Origin of the sequence: Kineococcus indalonis (assembly GCF_009906395.1) — a bacterium.
GTDB classification, from domain to species: domain Bacteria; phylum Actinomycetota; class Actinomycetes; order Actinomycetales; family Kineococcaceae; genus Kineococcus; species Kineococcus indalonis.
In genome coordinates, this window is the sequence record NZ_JAAALM010000026.1 from 1 (window position 1) to 17655 (window position 17655).

Consider the following 17655-nt stretch of genomic DNA (forward strand, 5'->3'; position numbering starts at 1 on the left):
GGCGGGGGCAGTTCTACCACCGGCCCGCCGGTGGCGCGCAAGCCCCGGCACGGGGGCCGCGGCCGCCGGTGGCGGGGTGCGGTGCGCACGGTGCCACCCGCCACCGACACGGCGGCGCTCGCGACACTTCGAACAGGTGTTTGAGCTGCCGCGCGCGCGCCGGTAGCGTGATCGGGTCCGCGGGACGCCGCGGCGGCCGGACGACGGGAGTGGGACGTGACGGACGCGCTGGACGGTGCGGGCGGGGACGAGCGCGGCGGGGCGGGCGCGTCGGTGCACCAGCTGCCCGACGGCGCCCTGGACCGCTCGGGGCTGACGGCGCGCCAGCGCGGCGTCCTGGAGACCATCCGCGAGGCGGTCGAGCGGCGCGGCTACCCGCCCAGCATGCGCGAGATCGGCCAGGCCGTCGGGCTGACCAGCCCCAGCAGCGTGGCCCACCAGGTCAAGACGCTGGAGCGGCTGGGCTACCTGCGCAAGGACCCCCGCCGCCCGCGCACCCTGGAGGTCGTCGCCCCCCTCGCGCACGGCGTGGTGACCGCCGACGAGGCCACCGCGGTGGACGAGCGCCCCGGCGTCACCTACGTGCCCGTGGTCGGGCGCATCGCCGCGGGGGCGCCCGTGCTGGCCGAGCAGCTCGTGGAGGAGGTGTTCCCCCTGCCCACCCAGCTCGTCGGCGGCGGGCGGCACTTCATGCTGCGCGTCGTGGGCGACTCCATGGTCGACGCGGCCATCTGCGACGGCGACTGGGTGGTGGTGCGCCAGCAGCCCACCGCAGAGAACGGCGACGTGGTGGCGGCCATGATCGACGGCGAGGCCACCGTGAAGGTCCTGCAGCGCAAGGACGGCCACGTGAAGCTGCTGCCGCGCAACGACCTGTACGAGCCCCTGGACGGCGACGAGGCGACGGTCCTGGGCCGCGTGACGGCGGTGCTGCGCAGCCTGTAGCGCCGTCGGGCGCGCTCAGCGCCCGACGGGGACCACCAGCTCCACGGCGGCCTCCACCGCCAGCCGCGGGGACGTCAGCACGGGCACGTGCAGGTCCCGCAGCAGCGGGGCGGCCCCCACCATGCTCGCCTGCGCCAGGACGACGACGTCCACGGCCGGCTCCACCGCGCGCACGCCGCGGCGCACGGCCTCGGCCACGGCGGCGGAGTAGGTGACCACGTCGCCGGACTCGAAGGCCCCCCACGTGCCCGGGCAGTGCACGTCGACCAGCTCCACGGTGCGCCCGGCGGCCGCGGCCGCCTCCCGCAGCAGCGGCGCGAGCGTGGCCGCGGCCTCGTCCAGCGAGCTGACCAGCGCGATGCGCCGCCCGGCGAGCACCGCGGCCTCGGCCATGGGCCGGTCCACGCGCATCACCCGCAGGCCCGCCTCCGCGCCGACGCGCTCGGCCTCCGGGCCCGTCTCCGAGCAGGTGACCACCACCACGTCGGCGCCCTCGGCGCTCAGGCGCCGCAGCCGGTCGGCGATGGCCCCGCGCACGGCGGCGGCGCCACGGGCCCGCGCCGACGCCAGCAGCCCGGTGTCCACCAGGTGCCGGTCGGTGACGGTCTCGTCCCGCTGGTGCAGGAGGTCGCGGAAGGTGCGGACGTGCGCGTCCGCGGTGTGCAGGAAGCCGACGGTGGCCACCGGGTGAGGATGCCAGGTGGTCGAGCGCGCGTCAGCCGCTGGCCCCGACCGGTCCCTGCCATCACCCGCGCGGCGCAGCGGCGGCGGCGTCCAGGCGCTCCAGTGCCCGGCGCGCCGTCTCCGGGGAGGTGGTCGGCCAGAACCCCGGCAGGCTCTCGCGCAGGAAGCCGCCGTAGCGGGCGGTGGCCAGGCGCGGGTCCAGCACGGCGACGACGCCGCGGTCGCCCGAGGCGCGCACGAGCCGGCCGGCGCCCTGGGCCAGGCGCACCGCCGCGTGGGCCGCCGAGACCGACAGGAAGCCGTTGCCGCCGGCGGCGTCCACCGCGCGCGCCCGCGCCGCCATCAGCGGGTCGTCCGGGCGCGGGAAGGGGATGCGGTCGATGACGACGAGCTGGCAGCTCGGCCCGGGCACGTCCACCCCCTGCCACAGCGACATGGTGCCGAACAGCGAGGTGGCCACCTCGTCGGTGAAGCGCCGCACCAGCCGGGGCAGCCGGTCCTCGCCCTGGCACAGCACGGTGCGCCCGGTGCGCTCGCGCACGCCCGCGGCGGCCTCCTCGGCGGCGCGGCGGGAGGAGAACAGGCCCAGGGTGCGCCCGCCGGCCGCGTCGAGGAGGGCTGCGAGCTCGTCGAGGACCGCGGCGGGCAGCCCGGCGCGCCCGGGCGGGGGCAGGTGGCGGGCGACGTAGAGGATCCCCTGGCGGGCGTAGTCGAAGGGGCTGCCCACGTCCACCCCGGTCCAGGGCGCCTCGTCCCCCGCCGCCGAGCGCAGCCCGAAGGAGCGCGCGACCGGCTCGAAGGAGCCGCCGAGGGTGAGGGTGGCGGAGGTGGCGACGACGGTGCGGTCGGTGAAGAGGCGCTCGCGCAGCAGACCGGCCACCGACAGCGGCGCCACGTGCAGGGAGGGCGCGCGCCCTCCCGGGGCGGCGGCGCCGACCCACGCGACGTCGTGCGCGGAGGCCTCGGCGAGGCGCTCGGCCACGGTGAAGACCTCCTGCACGGCCGCGCGCGCCAGGTGCCGGGCCCCGCGCGCCTCGGCGTCCTCCTCCCTGGCGGCGCCCTCGGTGGCGGTGCGCAGGTCGCTCAGGGCGGTGCGGGCGGTGTCGCGCACGGCGGTGACGGCGTCGGCCAGCGGCGCGGGCCAGCGCTCCAGCCGGCCGGGGGCGGCCTGCTCCAGGGCGGCCTCCAGGGCGACGCCGGCGTCGTCGAGGCCCTCGCTGACCACGCCCGCGGCGCGGCGCAGCCTGCGCGAGGCGGCGGCGACCCCGGCGGCGGACAGCTCCGCGGTGGCCACGGCGGTGAGGCGGTCGGCCAGCTCGTGGGCCTCGTCGACGACGAGCAGGTCGTGCTCGGGCAGCAGTTGCCCGGAGCCCTCCAGCGCGTCGATCGCGGTCATGGCGTGGTTGGTGACCACGACGTCGACCTCGCGCGCCCGCGCGCGCACCCGCTCGGAGAAGCACTCGGCGGCCACCGGGCAGCGCTGGGGGCCCAGGCACTCGCGCGCGGTGACGGACACCTGCCGCCAGGCGCGGTCGCTGACGCCGGGCTCGAGCTCGTCGCGGTCCCCGGTGCGGGTGGTCGCGGCCCACTCGCGCAGCCGCACGACCTCGCGGCCCAGCCGGCCGGCGTCGCCGGCGCCGGGTGCGTCGAGGTCGAACAGGGCGGCCTCCTCCTCGGGGAAGCCGCCGTCGAGCTTGTTGCGGCACAGGTAGTTGGCCCGGCCCTTGAGCAGCTCCCAGGTGGGCTCGCGGCCCAGCGCGGGGGCCAGGGCGCGCGCCAGGCGCGGCAGGTCGCGCTCGACGACCTGCGCCTGCAGGGCGAGGGTGGCCGTGGTGACCACCGCGCGGCTGCTGCGGTGCACCGCGTGGGCCACGGCGGGCACGAGGTAGGCCATGGACTTGCCGGTGCCGGTGCCGGCCTGCACGAGCAGGTGCCGCCGGCCGCGCACGGCGTCGGTGACGGCCCGGGCCATGCGCGCCTGGCCCTCGCGGCGCTGCCCGCCGAGCTCGCGCACGACGACGTCGAGGAGGTCGGCGGCCTCGCGGCCGTCGACCTCCTCGCGCTCGTCGTGCTGCTGCTCGTGGACCTGCTCGGTGCTGGGCGCGCTCACCGGACCATCCTCGCCGACGCCCCCGACACGTCCCGACGCCCGCGCGCCCCGCCGGGCGGCACCACCCGGTCGGACCGGGCGGTGCCGCTCAGGCGGGGCTGCTCACGCGGGGCTGCTCACGCGGTGGCGCCGCTGAGGCGGAACGGCTCCAGCTCGGCCGCCAGCCGCGGGCGGACCCGCGCCAGCAGCCGGGTGCCGGCCCCGGTGTGCTCCTCGGCCAGGACCTGGCCGCTGGTGTGCACCCGGTGGACCAGCTCACCGCGGTCGTAGGGCACGCACACCTCCACCTCCACGTCCGGCACCGGCAGCAGCTCGGCGATGCGCTCGCGCAGCTGCTCGACGCCCTCGCCGGTGCGCGCGGAGACCACGACGGCGCCGCGCTCGCGGGCCAGCAGCCGCTGCAGCACCTCCGGGTCGGCGACGTCGGCCTTGTTGATCGCCACCAGCTCGGGCACCCGGTGCGCCTCGACCTCGGCGAGCACCGAGCGCACCGCGGCGAGCTGGCCCTCGGGGTCGGGGTGCGAGCCGTCCACCACGTGCAGGACGAGGTCGGCCTCGGCGACCTCCTCCAGGGTGGAGCGGAACGCCTCCACCAGCTGGTGCGGCAGCTGGCGCACGAAGCCGACCGTGTCGGCCAGGGTGTACGGGCGCCCCTCCGGCGTCTGCGCCCTGCGGACCGTCGGGTCCAGCGTGGCGAACAGCGCGTCCTCGACCAGCACGCCCGCCCCGGTGAGGCGGTTCAGCAGCGAGGACTTGCCGGCGTTGGTGTAGCCGGCGATGGACACCGACGGCACCGCGCGCGCCACGCGCAGGGAGCGCTTGGCGTCGCGGGCCGTGCCCATGCCGCGGATCTCCCGGCGCAGCTTGGCCATGCGGGAGCGGATGCGGCGGCGGTCCAGCTCGATCTTCGTCTCACCGGGACCGCGCGAGCCGATCCCGGCGCCGCCGGCGACGCGACCACCGGCCTGGCGGGACATGGACTCGCCCCAGCCGCGCAGGCGCGGCAGCAGGTACTCCAGCTGGGCGAGCTCGACCTGCGCCTTGCCCTCCCGGCTCTTGGCGTGCTGGGCGAAGATGTCGAGGATCACGGCCGTGCGGTCGACGACCTTGACCTTGACGATGTCCTCCAGCCCGCGCCGCTGCGAGGCCGACAGCTCCCCGTCGCAGACCACGGTGTCGGCGCCCTCGGCCGCCACGAGGTCCGCCAGGGCGGCGGCCTTGCCGGCACCGAGGTAGCTGGCCGGGTCGGGCGTGGAGCGGCGCTGCAGGACGCCCGCCAGGACGTCCGAACCGGCGGTCGCGGCGAGCGCCGACAGCTCCTGCAGGGAGACCTCGGCCTCCTGGCGGCTGGAGCCGGCGCTGGACCACACCCCGGCCAGGACCACGCGCTCCAGGCGCAGCTGGCGGTACTCGACCTCGGTGACGTCGGCGAGCTCGGTGGACAGGCCGGCGGCACGGCGCAGCGCGCGGCGGTCGGCCAGGTCGAGCTGGTCGCCGTCGTAGTCGCGCGCGTCGGCACCGTCCGCCTCCGGCTCACCGGTGGGGACCGCGCCGTCGTGCCCGGACAGGATGCGGGCCAGCGCGCGGTCGAACTCGGCGTCGCGGTCCGACGTGCGGGCGCCGCCCAGCACGCTGTCGTGCTGGGTCTCGCGCGCGCTGTCCGGCGACGACGACGTCGCGGACGGCCGGACCGGCGAAGAGCGGTGGTTCATGGACCTCCCAGGTCGTGCTGCCCCTCAGGGGTTGAGGGGGCCAGCATCCCTCTCAACGTGCCCGGGGTCCACGGGATTCCGCCCGCCGCGCCGCGCGGCCCTACCCTGGCCCGCGTGGTGAGCACCCGGGCGGACGGCGAGCAGGCGGGCGGACGGGCCGGGGAACGGGCTGGCGAGCACTACTTCACCGCCCGGCCCGCGGCGCCGGACGAGCGGCGCGAGGTCGAGGTCGAGCTGGCCGGGCGGCGGGTGCGGGTGGAGACCGCGCGCGGGGTGTTCAGCGCCGAGCGCCTGGACCCGGGCACCTCGGTGCTGCTGCCGCTGGTGCCGCAGGACGGCTCGGCCACCGGCGACGTGCTGGACCTGGGCTGCGGCTGGGGACCGGTGGCGCTGACGCTGGGGCTGCGCCAGCCGCGGCGGCGCGTGTGGGCCGTCGACGTCAACGAGCGGGCGCTGGACCTGGCCCGCCGCAACGCGCAGCGCCTGGGGGTGCAGGTGCGCGCCTGCCTGCCGGACGAGGTGCCCGCCGACGTGGCGTTCGCGCAGCTGTGGTCCAACCCCCCGATCCGGGTGGGCAAGGACGCGCTGCACGCGCTGCTGCTGCGCTGGCTGCCGCGCCTGGCACCGGGGGGCGAGGCGCACCTGGTGGTGCAGAAGAACCTCGGCGCGGACTCGCTGCACCGCTGGCTGGACGCCGAGCTGCCCGCGGTCCTGCCGGGTGCGGGCACCGCCCGCACCGCCTCCTCGAAGGGCTTCCGGGTCCTCACCGTCCGCCGCGGCTGAGCGGCCCCGCCGCCGGGGCCCGCCGGGCGCGGCTCAGGCGGGGACGGCCTCGCCCAGCAGCGACGGGGAGAGCGTGCCGCTGGCGACCAGCTGCGCGGGCCCGGTGAGCCACACGGTGCCCCGCGAGAGGGTGGAGCCGGCCCCCACGGTGACGACGACCTCCCCGCCGGGCACCTCCACGCGCCACACGTCCGGGGAGCCGGCGCCGGCCCACGCGCGGGTGGCCAGCGCCGCCGCGCACGCGCCGGTGCCGCAGGAGCGGGTCTCCCCCACGCCGCGCTCGTGCACGCGCATGCGCACGTCGCCGATGTCGGCGACGTGGTCGCCGGTGACGTCCACGGCCAGCAGCGGCACGACGAGCTCGACGTTGGTGCCGTGCGGCGGCACGGGCTCCACGTGCGGGGCGCGCGCCAGGTCGGCGGCCTCCAGCTCGGCCGGCTCGGCGAGCGCGACGACGGTGTGCGGGTTGCCCAGGTCCACCGACAGCGCCGGGCGGGCCACGCCGTCCAGGCCCGCGACGGCCACGAGGGCGTCGGAGCCGTCCGCCAGGGCCCGCTCGCCGCCCGTCAGGCGCCAGGGGCCCATGTCGGCGGTCCAGCGGCCGTCGGGCTCGCGGCGCAGGCGCTTGAGGCCGGCGCGGGTGCCGACGGCGAACCAGCGGCCGTCGCCGGCCTCGGCGGGCAGGTGCCCCTCGCGCAGGAGCAGCTCGGCGAAGACGCGCACGCCGTTGCCGCACATCTCGGCGATCGAGCCGTCGGCGTTGCGGTAGTCCATGAACCACTCCGCGCTGCCGGCGAGGGCGGCGCCCTCGGGCAGGGCCGTGCAGCGCACGGCGCGGATCAGCCCGTCGCCGCCGATGCCGGCGCGCCGGTCGCACAGGCGCGCGACGAGGGCGGGCGAGGGGTCCCAGGCGCCGTCGGGGTCGGCGACGAGCACGAAGTCGTTCTCGGTGCCGTGGCCCTTGGTGAAGGCGATCGCGCCGGGGGTGCTCTGGCTGCTCACGCGGCCGACTCTACGGCCAGCAGCTCCAGCACCCGCCGGGCCAGCTGCTCGGGGTCGGAGCCGTCGGGGGCCTCGATCCAGCGCACCCGCGGGTCGCGGCGGAACCACGACTCCTGCTTGCGCGCGAAGCGGCGCGTCAGGCGCGCGGTGAGCTCGGCGGCCTCGGCCCCGGTGGTGGTGCCGTCCAGGGCGTCGAGCACCTGCGCGTAGCCCAGGGCGCGCGAGGCGGTCAGGCCCGCGCGCAGCCCGGCGGCCTCCAGCCGGCGCACCTCCTCGACGAGCCCGGCGTCCCACATGCGGCGCACGCGGGCGTCGATGCGGGCGTCGAGCTGCTCGCGCGGCACGGCCAGGCCCACCTGCACCGCGGGGCGCACGTAGCGCTGCTCGGGCAGCGAGGCGGCGAAGGGCCGCCCGGTGAGCTCCCCGACCTCCAGGGCGCGCACCACGCGCCGACCGTTGGAGGGCAGGATCCGGGCGGCGGCGTCGGGGTCGCGCTCGGCGAGCTCGGCGTGCAGGCGCTGCGGGCCCACCTCGGCCAGGCGCGCCTCCCAGCGGGCCCGCACGGCGGGGTCGGTGCCGGGGAAGCGCATCTCGTCCAGGGCGGCGCGCACGTACAGCCCGGAGCCGCCGACGAGCAGGGGCGTGCGCCCGCGGGCGGCGACCCCCTCCAGGGCGGTGCGCGCCAGGCGCTGGTAGGTGGCCACGTCCGCCGCCTGCGCGACGTCGAGGACGTCGAGCAGGTGGTGCGGCACGCCGCGCATCTGCTCGGGCGTCAGCTTGGCGGTGCCGACGTCCATGCCGCGGTACAGCTGCATGGCGTCGGCGTTGACGACCTCGGCGCCGACCCCGCCGGCACCGGGCAGCAGGTGCGCCAGGGCGACGGCCACGTCGGACTTGCCCGAGGCGGTGGGGCCGACGACGGCGACGACGGGGGGCCCGCCGGGGGCCGTCGCGGCCGTCGCGGGCGAGGCGGGCGCTGCCGTACCCTGCGGTGATCTCGACTGGCCCACGCGCCGATGGTGGCAGACGCTGGGGACCGCACGGACGCGAGCACCGGAGGAGGAGCCGTGGGCACCATGAAGTTCCTGGGGCTGAAGCTGGACGAGGCCGTGGAGCAGGCGCGCGTGGCCGCGGAGCAGGCCCGCAGCCGCGCCGGGCAGTTCGCCGGCCAGCACAGCCAGCAGGCCGAGGGCGTGATCCGCAAGGCCACCACGTTCGTCAACGAGCGCACCGAGGGGCGCTACGCCGGTCCCCTGGAGCGGGCCGGCAAGGTGGCGCAGAGCGGGTGGCAGCGCGCCGCGGGCGTGCGCCCCGGCTTCGAGGGGTGGGGCACGCCGATGCGCGGGGGCACCCGCACCGACGGCACGCCGATGTCCGGCCCGCTCCGCTGAGGGGACCGGGCCGCGCGGGAACCAGCACGTCCGACACCGAGGAGGACGAGATGACGATCCCCACCCCGCCGCCGAGCACGCCGCAGCCGCCGAGCCCGGTGCCGCAGCCGGGCTCCCCGGGCGAGCCGCCGCTGCCGGACCCGGGCCCGGTGCCCGGGCCGGCTCCGGAGCCGGGACCGCTGGCTCCCCCGCCGATGTGACAACCGCACGCACGAGGGCCCCGCACCGTCCGGTGCGGGGCCCTCGTGCGTGCGCCGGGGCGCCTCAGCGGCGCCGGAGGGTGGGCAGGCCCAGCCCCACGGGGCGCGGGCCGGCGGGCGCGGCGGGCTCGGGGCGCGCCTGGCGGGCCTCCCAGGCGTCGCCGGCGCGGGTGCGGCGCACCGCGAAGGCGTCGGTGGCGTCGGCCTCCAGGTAGTGCGGGGCGCCGCGGCTGACCGTCACGGTGGCGACGTCGCCGGGGCGCGGGGCGACCGCGCCCCCGGGCAGCGCGAAGTGCACGAGCCGGTTGTCGGGCGCGCGGCCGGACAGCCGGCGGGTGGCGGCGTCCTTGCGCCCCTCGCCCTCGGCGACGAGCACCTCCAGGGTGCGGCCGACCTGGGCGCGGTTCTCGGCGTAGGCGATCTCGTCCTGCAGCGCGGTGAGGCGCTCGTAGCGCTCCTGCACCACGGCCTTGGGCACCTGGTCGCCCATGGTGGCCGCGGGGGTGCCCGGCCGCGGGGAGTACTGGAAGGTGAAGGCGCTGGCGAAGCGGGCCTCGGCCACGACCTCCAGCGTCTGCTGGAAGTCCTCCTCGGTCTCCCCGGGGAAGCCCACGATGATGTCGGTGGTGATCGCCGCGTCGGGGATGCGCCCGCGCACCTCCTCCAGGATCGACAGGAAGCGGGTGCGCCGGTAGGAGCGGCGCATGGTGCGCAGGACGCGGTCGGAGCCGGACTGCAGCGGCATGTGCAGGCTCGGCATGACGTTGGGCGTCTCGGCCATGGCGTCGATGACGTCGCTGGTGAAGCTGGAGGGGTGCGGGCTGGTGAAGCGCACCCGCTCCAGGCCCTCGACGCCGCCGGTGGCGCGCAGCAGCTTGCCGAAGGCGAGCTTGTCGCCGAACTCCACGCCGTAGGTGTTGACGTTCTGCCCGAGCAGCGTCACCTCCAGCACGCCCTCCGAGACGAGGGCCTCGACCTCGGCGAGCACGTCGCCCGGGCGGCGGTCCTTCTCCTTGCCGCGCAGCGAGGGGACGATGCAGAAGGTGCAGGTGTTGTTGCAGCCCACCGAGACCGACACCCACGCCGCGTAGGCGGACTCGCGCCGGGTGGGCAGGGTGGAGGGGAAGACCTCCAGGGACTCCAGGATCTCCACCTGGGCCTCGGCGTTGTGCCGGGCGCGCTCCAGCAGCGCCGGCAGCGAGCCGACGTTGTGGGTGCCGAAGACGACGTCCACCCACGGCGCCTTGCGGACGATCTCGCCGCGGTCCTTCTGCGCCAGGCAGCCGCCGACGGCGATCTGCATGCCCGGGCGGCGCTCCTTGACCGGCGCCAGGTGGCCGAGGTTGCCGTAGAGCTTGTTGTCGGCGTTCTCACGCACCGCGCACGTGTTGAAGACCACGACGTCCGGCTCGGCGGGGCCGTCGCCGCCGGCCTCGTCGAAGCGCACGTAGCCGGCGTGCTCGAGCAGGCCGGAGAGGCGCTCGGAGTCGTGGACGTTCATCTGGCAGCCGAAGGTGCGCACCTGGTAGGTGCGCGGGGCCTGCGGGGGCTCGGCGGCCTGGGCCGGCGCGCTCAGCGGGCCGGTCGCGCGGGGGACGGTGGGCGTGCTCATCGCCCTCAAGGGTAGGTCACCGCGCCGACGTCACGCTCGGGTCACGATCTGCCCACGGCGGGGCCCGTCCGGTGGGCAGGGTGTGCGCTACCTGTAGCTTCTGCGCGCATGAGTGACCCCTCCGCGGCCACCACCCCGCCCGGGGCGCCGGCCCAGCGCCGACCGCTCGTGCGCCTGGAGCACGTGGACAAGCACTTCGGCGCCCTGCACGTGCTGCGCGACGTGGACCTGACGGTCGCCGAGGGCGAGGTCGTCGTCGTCATCGGCCCCTCCGGCTCGGGCAAGTCGACGCTGTGCCGGACGATCAACCGGCTGGAGGCCATCGACTCCGGCCGCATCACCATCGCCGGGGAGGACCTGCCCGCCGAGGGCAAGGCGCTGGCGAAGCTGCGCGCCGACGTGGGCATGGTCTTCCAGTCCTTCAACCTCTTCGCGCACAAGACGGTGCGCGAGAACGTCACGCTGGGGCCGGTGAAGGTGCGCGGCGTCGCCGCCGCCGAGGCGCGCCGACGCGCCGACGAGCTGCTCGAGCGCGTGGGCGTGGCCAGCCAGGCCGACAAGTACCCCGCGCAGCTGTCCGGCGGCCAGCAGCAGCGCGTGGCGATCGCGCGCGCGCTGGCGATGGACCCGAAGGTGATGCTCTTCGACGAGCCCACCTCCGCGCTGGACCCGGAGATGATCAACGAGGTCCTCGACGTGATGACCGGGCTGGCGAGGTCCGGCATGACCATGGTGGTCGTCACGCACGAGATGGGCTTCGCCCGCCGCGCCGCCGACCGCGTCGTCTTCATGGCCGAGGGCCAGGTCCTGGAGGACGCCGACCCGGAGACGTTCTTCACCGCGCCCGAGCACGAGCGGGCCAAGGACTTCCTGTCCAAGATCCTCACCCACTGACCTCTGCGCGCTCCCGGCGCGCCAGCAGTCCCCGCACGAGCACCCGACCGACGAGCTCAGGAGCACACCGTGAAGCGTTCGCCACTCACCGTCCTCGCCGCCACGGCGGCGACGGCCACCCTGGTGCTGACCGGCTGCGGCCAGGAGGGGTCCCCCACCACGGGCGGCGCCGCCGGCGGCGGCGCCACCTCGGGCGCGTCCGCGCCGACGTACGACGTCGCCGCGGACGTCGCCCTGACCGGCAGCCCCACGTTCGACAAGATCACCTCGGCCGGCCGCGTCGTGGTCGGCGTCAAGGCCGACCAGCCCGGCCTGGGCCTGCGCTCGGCGGCCTCCGGCGAGTACGCCGGCTTCGACATCGAGATCGCCAAGCTGGTCGCGGCCTCGCTGGGGCTGACGCCGGACCAGATCGAGTTCAAGGAGACGGTCTCGGCCAACCGCGAGCCGTTCCTGCAGCAGGGCCAGGTCGACATGGTGGTGGCCACGTACACCATCAACGACAAGCGCAAGGAGGTCGTCGACTTCGCCGGCCCCTACTACGTGGCCGGCCAGGACCTGCTGGTGCGCAAGGACGACACCTCCATCACCGGCCCGGACTCGCTGGCCGGCAAGAAGGTGTGCTCGGTGGAGGGCTCCACCCCCGCCACCCGCATCGAGACCGAGTACCCGCAGGCGCAGCTGGTGAAGCTGGACACCTACTCCAAGTGCGTGGACCAGCTCACCGCGAACTCCGTGGACGCGGTCACCACCGACGACGCCATCCTGCGCGGCTACGCCGCCCAGCAGCCCGACGCGCTGAAGGTCGTCGGCGCCCCGTTCAGCGAGGAGCCCTACGGCATCGGCCTGCCCAAGGGCGACACCGTGCTGCGCGGCGCCGTCAACGACGCCATCGAGCAGGCCGTCACCGATGGCGACTGGAAGGCCGCCTACGACTTCACCCTCGGCGGCAGCGGCACCGACCCGGAGCCGCCCACGGTCGACCGCTACTGAGCAGCGGTCCCCCGGACGGGTGGCCGTCCCGACGACGTGACGGCCACCCCCGCACCCCCACGACCTGAGAGGAGCCTGCGTGCAGGTCCTGCTCGACAACCTCGGCACCTTCGGGCGCGGCGCCTGGGGCACGGTCGTGCTCTTCGCGTGGTCGGCCGTCGGCTCCCTGGTGCTCGGGACGCTGCTGGCCTGCCTGCGGGTGGCGCCCAGCGCCGCGATGCGCGCGGCCGGCACCGCCTACGTCAACCTGGTGCGCAACACGCCGCTGACCCTGGTGATGTTCTTCAGCGTCCTGGCGCTGCCGCAGCTGCAGATCCGCTTCGGCGACTCGCTGAACACCCAGTTCCGCGTCTTCGCCGTGCTCGCGCTCGTGGCGTACACCTCGTGCTTCGTGTGCGAGGCGATCCGCTCGGGCATCAACACCGTGCCGGTGGGGCAGGCGGAGGCCGCGCGCGCCATCGGCCTGCCGTTCGGGCAGGTGCTGACCCTGGTGGTCCTGCCGCAGGCCTTCCGCGCCGTGGTGCCGCCGATGGGCAACATCTTCATCGCCCTGGTGAAGAACACCTCGGTGGCCTCGGCGTTCAGCAACTACGAGCTGATCTCCGCCATGCGCAACCTCATCGAGCAGAACGGCAACGCCGTCATCAGCATCCTGGTGGGCATCACGGCCGCGTACGTGCTGCTCGTGGCGGTGGTGGCGCTGGCCTTCAACCGGCTGGAGCGAGCTGTGGGGGTGCCCGCGTGAGCAGCGTCCTGTACGACGCGCCGGGGCCCCGCGCCCGGTTGCGCAACCGCGTCTACACGGCCCTGGGGATCCTGCTGGTGCTCGTGGTCCTGGGCGCGGTGGTGTGGCGGCTGGACTTCGCCGGCCAGCTGGCGCGCTCGAAGTGGGACCCGTTCATCTACCAGGACATCCAGACGGCGCTGCTGAGGGCGTGGTGGGCGACCGTCAGGGTCGCGCTCGTGGCGGTGGCGCTGTCGCTGGCCCTGGGGACCGTGCTGGCGGTGCTGCGCCTGTCCACGGTGCGGGCGCTGCGGTGGATCACCACCGGCCTGGTGGAGTTCCTGCGCGCCCCGCCGGTCCTGCTGATGATGTTCTGGTTCCTGTACGCCTCCCGCGGCGCGATCCCCGTCTTCTGGTGCGCCGTGCTCGGCCTGACGCTCTACAACGGCGCCATCATCAGCGAGATCCTGCGCGCCGGCGTGCTCGCGGTGCCCAAGGGGCAGCGGGAGGCCGCCTTCGCGCTGGGGCTGACCTCCGGCCAGGTCATGCGGATGGTGCTGCTGCCGCAGGCCGTGCGCTCGATGCTGCCCTCGATCGTCGCCCAGGTCGTCGTGGTCCTCAAGGACAGCGCCCTGGCGTACATCATCGGCTACACCGAGCTGCTGCGGTGGGGCACGAACCTGGGCACGGAGTTCTTCAACCTCGTGCCGGCCTCCATCGTCATCGCGGTGGTCTACATCGGCACGAACATGGTCATCGCGGGGCTGGCGAAGCTGCTGGAGCGGCGCCTGTCGACGACGGCGCCCCGGGCCCGGGCCGCCGCGGCGCCGCGGACGCCGGCGCAGGTCGGCGGCGGCGCGCTCTGAGCCCAGCGCGGCGACCGGGGCAGCTCCCCCGGTCGCCGCGCGGCTTCAGGAGCGGGTCCTCACAGGTCGGTGTCCACGCTCAGGCGCGTCAGCACGGGAGGCCCGCTGAGCACCGCGGCCAGCCGGGAGGCGCCCTCGGGCGTGGCGCGCCAGGCGCGGTAGGCGTCGTCGTCCTCCAGGGAGGCCCAGCGCTCCACCACGACGACGTGCGCGGGGTCGGCGGTGTCGCGCAGCACGTCCACCCCCAGGCACCCCTCGAAGGCGCGGGTGGCCTCGAGGGTCTGGGTGATGATCGCCGGCGCGCTCTCGAGCGCCTCGGGCTTCAGGCGGAGCTCCAGCAGGGACGTGATGGTCATGACGTGCGTCCTCCCTCGTCGCGGTGTCCGGCGAGGGTAGCCACGGCCCCGTCCCGGCGCGCGGCCGGTCCGGGGCGCTCAGTCCAGGTCGGCGCCGGCCTCGTCCTCGCCGATCGCCTCGCGCACGAGCCTCATGACCAGGCCGGACGGGTAGCCGCGCCGGGCCAGCACGCCGGCCAGGCGGCGCTGGCGGGCGGCGCGCTCCAGGCCGCGGGTGGCGGCCAACGGGCGGCGCAGCAGCTCGCGGGCCGCCCGCTCCTCGGAGTCGTCGTCGACGGCCTCCAGCGCATCGCGGGCGGTCTGGTCTTCCACGCCCTTGCGGCGCAGCTCCTGCGCCAGGGCGCGCCGGCCCCGGCTGCGGATGCGGGAGTGCACGTACGCCTCTGCGAACGCGCCGTCGTCGACGAGGCCGACCTCCTCGAAGCGGTCCAGGACGTCGGTGGCGACGGGTTCGGGGACGTCCTTGGCGGCCAGCTTCTGCGCCAGCTGGGCGCGCGTGCGCGGCGCCATCGTCAGCTGCCGCAGCGCGATGGCGCGGGCGACGTCGTGCGGGTCGGCCTCCCGGTCCGGGTTCTCCTGCGGACCGGGAGGCCGCTGACCGCGCGGGCCTCGACTCAGAACTTCACCTCGGCCTCGACCGGCTCGGCCTCGGCCGGGGCGTCGAGGCGGGCACCGATGCCGAGCTTCTCCTTGATGCGCTTCTCGATCTCGTCGCCGAGGTCGGGGTTGTCGCGCAGGAAGGCGCGGGCGTTCTCCTTGCCCTGGCCCAGCTGGTCGCCCTCGTACGTGTACCAGGCGCCGGACTTGCGGACGAAGCCGTGCTCGACGCCGAGGTCGATCAGGCCGCCCTCGCGGGAGATGCCGTGGCCGTAGAGGATGTCGAACTCGGCCTGCTTGAACGGCGGGCTGACCTTGTTCTTGACGACCTTCACGCGGGTGCGGTTGCCGACGGGGTTGGTGCCGTCCTTGAGCGTCTCGATGCGGCGCACGTCCAGGCGCACGGAGGCGTAGAACTTCAGCGCCTTGCCCCCGGTCGTGGTCTCCGGCGAGCCGAACATCACGCCGATCTTCTCGCGCAGCTGGTTGATGAAGATCGCCGTGGTGCCGGAGTGGTTCAGCGCACCGGTGATCTTGCGCAGGGCCTGCGACATCAGGCGGGCCTGCAGACCGACGTGGCTGTCGCCCATCTCGCCCTCGATCTCGGCGCGGGGCACCAGGGCCGCCACGGAGTCGATGACGATGATGTCGAGCGCACCGGAGCGGATCAGCATGTCCGCGATCTCCAGGGCCTGCTCACCGGTGTCGGGCTGGGAGACCAGCAGCGCGTCGGTGTCGACGCCCAGCTTGGCGGCGTAGTCGGGGTCGAGCGCGTGCTCGGCGTCGATGAAGGCGGCGATGCCGCCGGCCCGCTGCGCGTTGGCGACGGCGTGCAGGGCCACGGTGGTCTTGCCGGAGGACTCCGGGCCGTAGACCTCCACGACGCGCCCGCGGGGCAGGCCGCCGATGCCGAGAGCGATGTCCAGGGAGATGGCACCCGTGGGGATGACCTCGATGGGCGGGCGGCTCTCGTCGCCCAGGCGCATGACGGAGCCCTTGCCGAACGACTTGTCGATCGCGGCCAGGGCGGATTCGAGGGCCTTCTCGCGGTCCGCAGGAGCGGGCATGTCCTCACCTCGGGTAGGGGTGGCCGACAGCTTCGGCCCGGTGTGTTCTTCCGACCCGGGGAACGCTACGACCCGCCTCCGACACGAGCGGTGCACGCGGCCCGGCGTGTGGAGCGCGGGGCCGGACGGCCCCCTGTGGAACACGCGCGATCCTATCCGTACAGGTGTTCGAGGCCCAGCCCCGGCGCGCCCGGGCGGGTCGCCCCGCGCGGGGCCGTCGGCGCCCTAGGCTGCGCGCGTCCCACCCGGCAGCACCGAGCAGCGACGGAGCGCACGTGAGCAGCACCCCCGGGCACCCCCGCGTCCTCGACGAGCGCGGCCGCGGCCTGCTGCCGCGCGGCGCCCGCCTGGAGCGCCTGGGCACCGGCAGCACCTGGGCAGAGGGGCCCCTGTGGCTGCCGGAGGAGCAGGCCCTGGTCGTCAGCGACATCCCCGGGGACCGGGTGCTGCGCTGGGACGAGGCCGGCGGCCTGCGCGTGGACCGCGAGCGCGTCGGCTTCACCAACGGGCGCACCCTGGACCGCGAGGGCCGGGAGGTCGTCTGCTCGCACGGGCGCCGCGCGGTGGAGCGGCGCGAGCGCGACGGCTCCACCACCGTGCTGGCCGAGCGGGTCGGCGGGGCGGGCGGGGCCCGGCTGAACTCCCCCAACGACGTCGTCGTCGCCTCCGACGGCGCGGTGTGGTTCACCGACCCGCCCTACGGCATCAGCGTGCCCGAGGAGGGCCACGAGGGGTCCCGCGAGTACGGCGACAACCACGTCTTCCGCCTCGACCCGGCCACCGGGGAGCTGCGCGTGGTCGTCGCCGACGTCGAGGAGCCCAACGGGCTGGCGCTCTCCCCCGACGAGTCGCTGCTGTACGTCGCCGACACCTCCGCGGCGCCCACGCCCGGGGCCGGCGCGAACCGGCTGATCCGCGTGTACGACGTGCGCCGCGGCACCCCCGGCGGGCGCGGGCCCGACGCGCGCCCGGGCGGGCCGGTCGCCAAGAACGGCAGGGTCTTCGCCGTGGCGGACCGCGGCCTGGCCGACGGCTTCCGCGTGGACACCGCCGGCAACGTGTGGACCTCCAACGGCGACGCCGTGACGGTCTTCGCCCCCGACGGCGTCCGGCTGCTGGAGGTCGTCGTGGGGGAGGTCGTCGCCAACCTGTGCTTCGGCGGCCCGGAGGGGCGCGACGTGTTCGTCGCCGCCTCCACGAGCGTGCACCGCCTGCGCACCGGCGCCACCGGCGCCGGCCTGTGGTGGCTGCACCGCTGACGTCCTGCTGACGTCCCGCTGACGTCCTGCTGACGTCCCGGCGGGCTCGCCCCGCGCGCGCTCAGCGCCGGGGCGGGCGGTCCCTGCCCAGGCGGCGGGCGGGGGGCACGTCCATCGCGTCGCACAGGGCCAGCCACACCCGCTTGGGGTCCACGCCGACCTCCAGGGCCTGCAGCGGCGTGCGGTCGTCCAGGGCCAGCAGGACGGTGTCGTGGGCCAGGGAACGCCCGTAGGCGCTGCCGAACTCGTCCTCCACCAGGGTCCAGAACTCGCTGACTCGCACGCGGGCAGGGTGCCACGCCGCCTCGGCGGGCACGACGGCGGGCACGACGGCGGGCACGTGTCGGAGGGGGGTGCTGGGATGGTTCCCGTGCCCCCCCGCGCCGCGCGACCCGCCCCCCGCAGCACCGCCGCGACGGACGCGGACAGCGACGCGGGGCCGAGCACCTCGTCGGCGGGGGGC

Annotated in this window: 18 protein-coding genes; 8 read left to right on the forward strand and 10 right to left on the reverse strand. The window is 76.0% G+C overall.

Features of this window, described 5'->3' with window-relative positions; all coding sequences use genetic code 11:
* Nucleotides 1-216 precede the first annotated feature (216 nt).
* The gene (lexA, locus tag GTR00_RS02850) at nucleotides 217-945 is read left to right on the forward strand and encodes a transcriptional repressor LexA (protein ID WP_166610141.1); all 729 of its coding nucleotides are present in this window, start codon (nucleotides 217-219) and stop codon (nucleotides 943-945) included.
* A 15-nt stretch (nucleotides 946-960) separates the two neighbouring features.
* Here lexA and GTR00_RS02855 read toward each other — a convergent pair whose 3' ends face one another.
* The 3 genes from GTR00_RS02855 to hflX form a co-directional block, all read right to left on the reverse strand.
* Nucleotides 961-1629 (reverse strand): aspartate/glutamate racemase family protein, encoded by a 669-nt coding sequence (locus GTR00_RS02855; protein WP_166610142.1) that lies wholly within the window; start codon nucleotides 1627-1629, stop codon nucleotides 961-963.
* A 61-nt stretch (nucleotides 1630-1690) separates the two neighbouring features.
* Complete coding sequence (locus GTR00_RS02860; protein ID WP_407659586.1) at nucleotides 1691-3643, reverse strand: ATP-dependent DNA helicase; 1953 nt, start codon at nucleotides 3641-3643, stop codon at nucleotides 1691-1693.
* A gap of 212 nt (nucleotides 3644-3855) precedes the next feature.
* On the reverse strand, nucleotides 3856-5451 hold the full coding sequence (hflX, locus tag GTR00_RS02865) for a GTPase HflX (protein ID WP_205704916.1): 1596 nt from the start codon (nucleotides 5449-5451) through the stop codon (nucleotides 3856-3858).
* A 117-nt stretch (nucleotides 5452-5568) separates the two neighbouring features.
* On the opposite strand from hflX, the gene GTR00_RS02870 reads away from it, so the two are divergent.
* Complete coding sequence (locus GTR00_RS02870) at nucleotides 5569-6234, forward strand: class I SAM-dependent methyltransferase (RefSeq protein ID WP_166610143.1); 666 nt, start codon at nucleotides 5569-5571, stop codon at nucleotides 6232-6234.
* Between the two features lie 33 nt (nucleotides 6235-6267).
* Here GTR00_RS02870 and dapF read toward each other — a convergent pair whose 3' ends face one another.
* Nucleotides 6268-7236, reverse strand: coding sequence for a diaminopimelate epimerase (gene dapF / locus GTR00_RS02875; protein WP_166610144.1), 969 nt, complete (start codon nucleotides 7234-7236; stop codon nucleotides 6268-6270).
* Nucleotides 7233-8246: a tRNA (adenosine(37)-N6)-dimethylallyltransferase MiaA gene (gene miaA / locus GTR00_RS02880; protein ID WP_166610145.1), complete on the reverse strand. Its 1014-nt coding sequence runs from the start codon at nucleotides 8244-8246 to the stop codon at nucleotides 7233-7235. Before miaA ends, dapF begins: the two co-directional genes overlap by 4 nt.
* A gap of 66 nt (nucleotides 8247-8312) precedes the next feature.
* Here miaA and GTR00_RS02885 point away from each other — a divergent pair, with 66 nt between their 5' ends.
* Nucleotides 8313-8627 carry an antitoxin gene (locus tag GTR00_RS02885; RefSeq protein ID WP_323132166.1) on the forward strand — a complete coding sequence of 105 codons (315 nt, stop codon included), beginning with the start codon at nucleotides 8313-8315 and terminating at the stop codon, nucleotides 8625-8627.
* Nucleotides 8628-8891: 264 nt separating this feature from the next.
* Here GTR00_RS02885 and miaB read toward each other — a convergent pair whose 3' ends face one another.
* Complete coding sequence (miaB, locus tag GTR00_RS02890; protein ID WP_166610147.1) at nucleotides 8892-10439, reverse strand: tRNA (N6-isopentenyl adenosine(37)-C2)-methylthiotransferase MiaB; 1548 nt, start codon at nucleotides 10437-10439, stop codon at nucleotides 8892-8894.
* Nucleotides 10440-10547: 108 nt separating this feature from the next.
* On the opposite strand from miaB, the gene GTR00_RS02895 reads away from it, so the two are divergent.
* The 4 genes from GTR00_RS02895 to GTR00_RS02910 all read left to right on the forward strand — a co-directional run bounded on the left by GTR00_RS02895 (nucleotide 10548) and on the right by GTR00_RS02910 (nucleotide 13913).
* Nucleotides 10548-11333 carry an amino acid ABC transporter ATP-binding protein gene (locus tag GTR00_RS02895; protein ID WP_166610148.1) on the forward strand — a complete coding sequence of 262 codons (786 nt, stop codon included), beginning with the start codon at nucleotides 10548-10550 and terminating at the stop codon, nucleotides 11331-11333.
* 69 nt (nucleotides 11334-11402) lie between these two features.
* Nucleotides 11403-12323: a glutamate ABC transporter substrate-binding protein gene (locus GTR00_RS02900; RefSeq protein ID WP_166610149.1), complete on the forward strand. Its 921-nt coding sequence runs from the start codon at nucleotides 11403-11405 to the stop codon at nucleotides 12321-12323.
* A 79-nt stretch (nucleotides 12324-12402) separates the two neighbouring features.
* Nucleotides 12403-13068 carry an amino acid ABC transporter permease gene (locus GTR00_RS02905; RefSeq protein WP_166610150.1) on the forward strand — a complete coding sequence of 222 codons (666 nt, stop codon included), beginning with the start codon at nucleotides 12403-12405 and terminating at the stop codon, nucleotides 13066-13068.
* The gene (locus tag GTR00_RS02910) at nucleotides 13065-13913 is read left to right on the forward strand and encodes an amino acid ABC transporter permease (RefSeq protein ID WP_166610151.1); all 849 of its coding nucleotides are present in this window, start codon (nucleotides 13065-13067) and stop codon (nucleotides 13911-13913) included. Before GTR00_RS02905 ends, GTR00_RS02910 begins: the two co-directional genes overlap by 4 nt.
* Before the next feature lie 59 nt (nucleotides 13914-13972).
* Here GTR00_RS02910 and GTR00_RS02915 read toward each other — a convergent pair whose 3' ends face one another.
* From GTR00_RS02915 to recA, 3 genes are all read right to left on the reverse strand, one after another.
* Complete coding sequence (locus GTR00_RS02915; RefSeq protein ID WP_166610152.1) at nucleotides 13973-14269, reverse strand: putative quinol monooxygenase; 297 nt, start codon at nucleotides 14267-14269, stop codon at nucleotides 13973-13975.
* Nucleotides 14270-14347: 78 nt separating this feature from the next.
* Nucleotides 14348-14887, reverse strand: a complete 540-nt coding sequence (locus tag GTR00_RS02920; protein WP_407659587.1) for a regulatory protein RecX — start codon at nucleotides 14885-14887, stop codon at nucleotides 14348-14350.
* A complete protein-coding gene (gene recA, locus GTR00_RS02925) occupies nucleotides 14884-15933 on the reverse strand; it encodes a recombinase RecA (RefSeq protein ID WP_166610154.1) in 1050 nt (349 codons plus the stop codon). The genes GTR00_RS02920 and recA overlap by 4 nt, the downstream gene beginning before the upstream one ends.
* A 275-nt stretch (nucleotides 15934-16208) precedes the next feature.
* Here recA and GTR00_RS02930 point away from each other — a divergent pair, with 275 nt between their 5' ends.
* Nucleotides 16209-17192 carry an SMP-30/gluconolactonase/LRE family protein gene (locus tag GTR00_RS02930; protein WP_323132165.1) on the forward strand — a complete coding sequence of 328 codons (984 nt, stop codon included), beginning with the start codon at nucleotides 16209-16211 and terminating at the stop codon, nucleotides 17190-17192.
* A 61-nt stretch (nucleotides 17193-17253) separates the two neighbouring features.
* On the opposite strand, the gene GTR00_RS25465 is transcribed toward GTR00_RS02930, so the two are convergent.
* On the reverse strand, nucleotides 17254-17475 hold the full coding sequence (locus GTR00_RS25465) for a DUF3046 domain-containing protein (RefSeq protein WP_166610155.1): 222 nt from the start codon (nucleotides 17473-17475) through the stop codon (nucleotides 17254-17256).
* Nucleotides 17476-17655: the final 180 nt, after the last annotated feature.

Excerpts from the sequence above, each read along its gene's own strand:
- hflX (WP_205704916.1), bottom strand. The coding sequence starts at position 5,451 with ATGAACCACCGCTCTTCGCCGGTCCGGCCGTCCGCGACGTCGTCGTCG.
- GTR00_RS02885 (WP_323132166.1), top strand. The coding sequence starts at position 8,313 with ATGAAGTTCCTGGGGCTGAAGCTGGACGAGGCCGTGGAGCAGGCGCGC.
- miaB (WP_166610147.1), bottom strand. The coding sequence starts at position 10,439 with ATGAGCACGCCCACCGTCCCCCGCGCGACCGGCCCGCTGAGCGCGCCG.
- GTR00_RS02895 (WP_166610148.1), top strand. The coding sequence starts at position 10,548 with ATGAGTGACCCCTCCGCGGCCACCACCCCGCCCGGGGCGCCGGCCCAG.
- GTR00_RS02915 (WP_166610152.1), bottom strand. The coding sequence starts at position 14,269 with ATGACCATCACGTCCCTGCTGGAGCTCCGCCTGAAGCCCGAGGCGCTC.
- recA (WP_166610154.1), bottom strand. The coding sequence starts at position 15,933 with ATGCCCGCTCCTGCGGACCGCGAGAAGGCCCTCGAATCCGCCCTGGCC.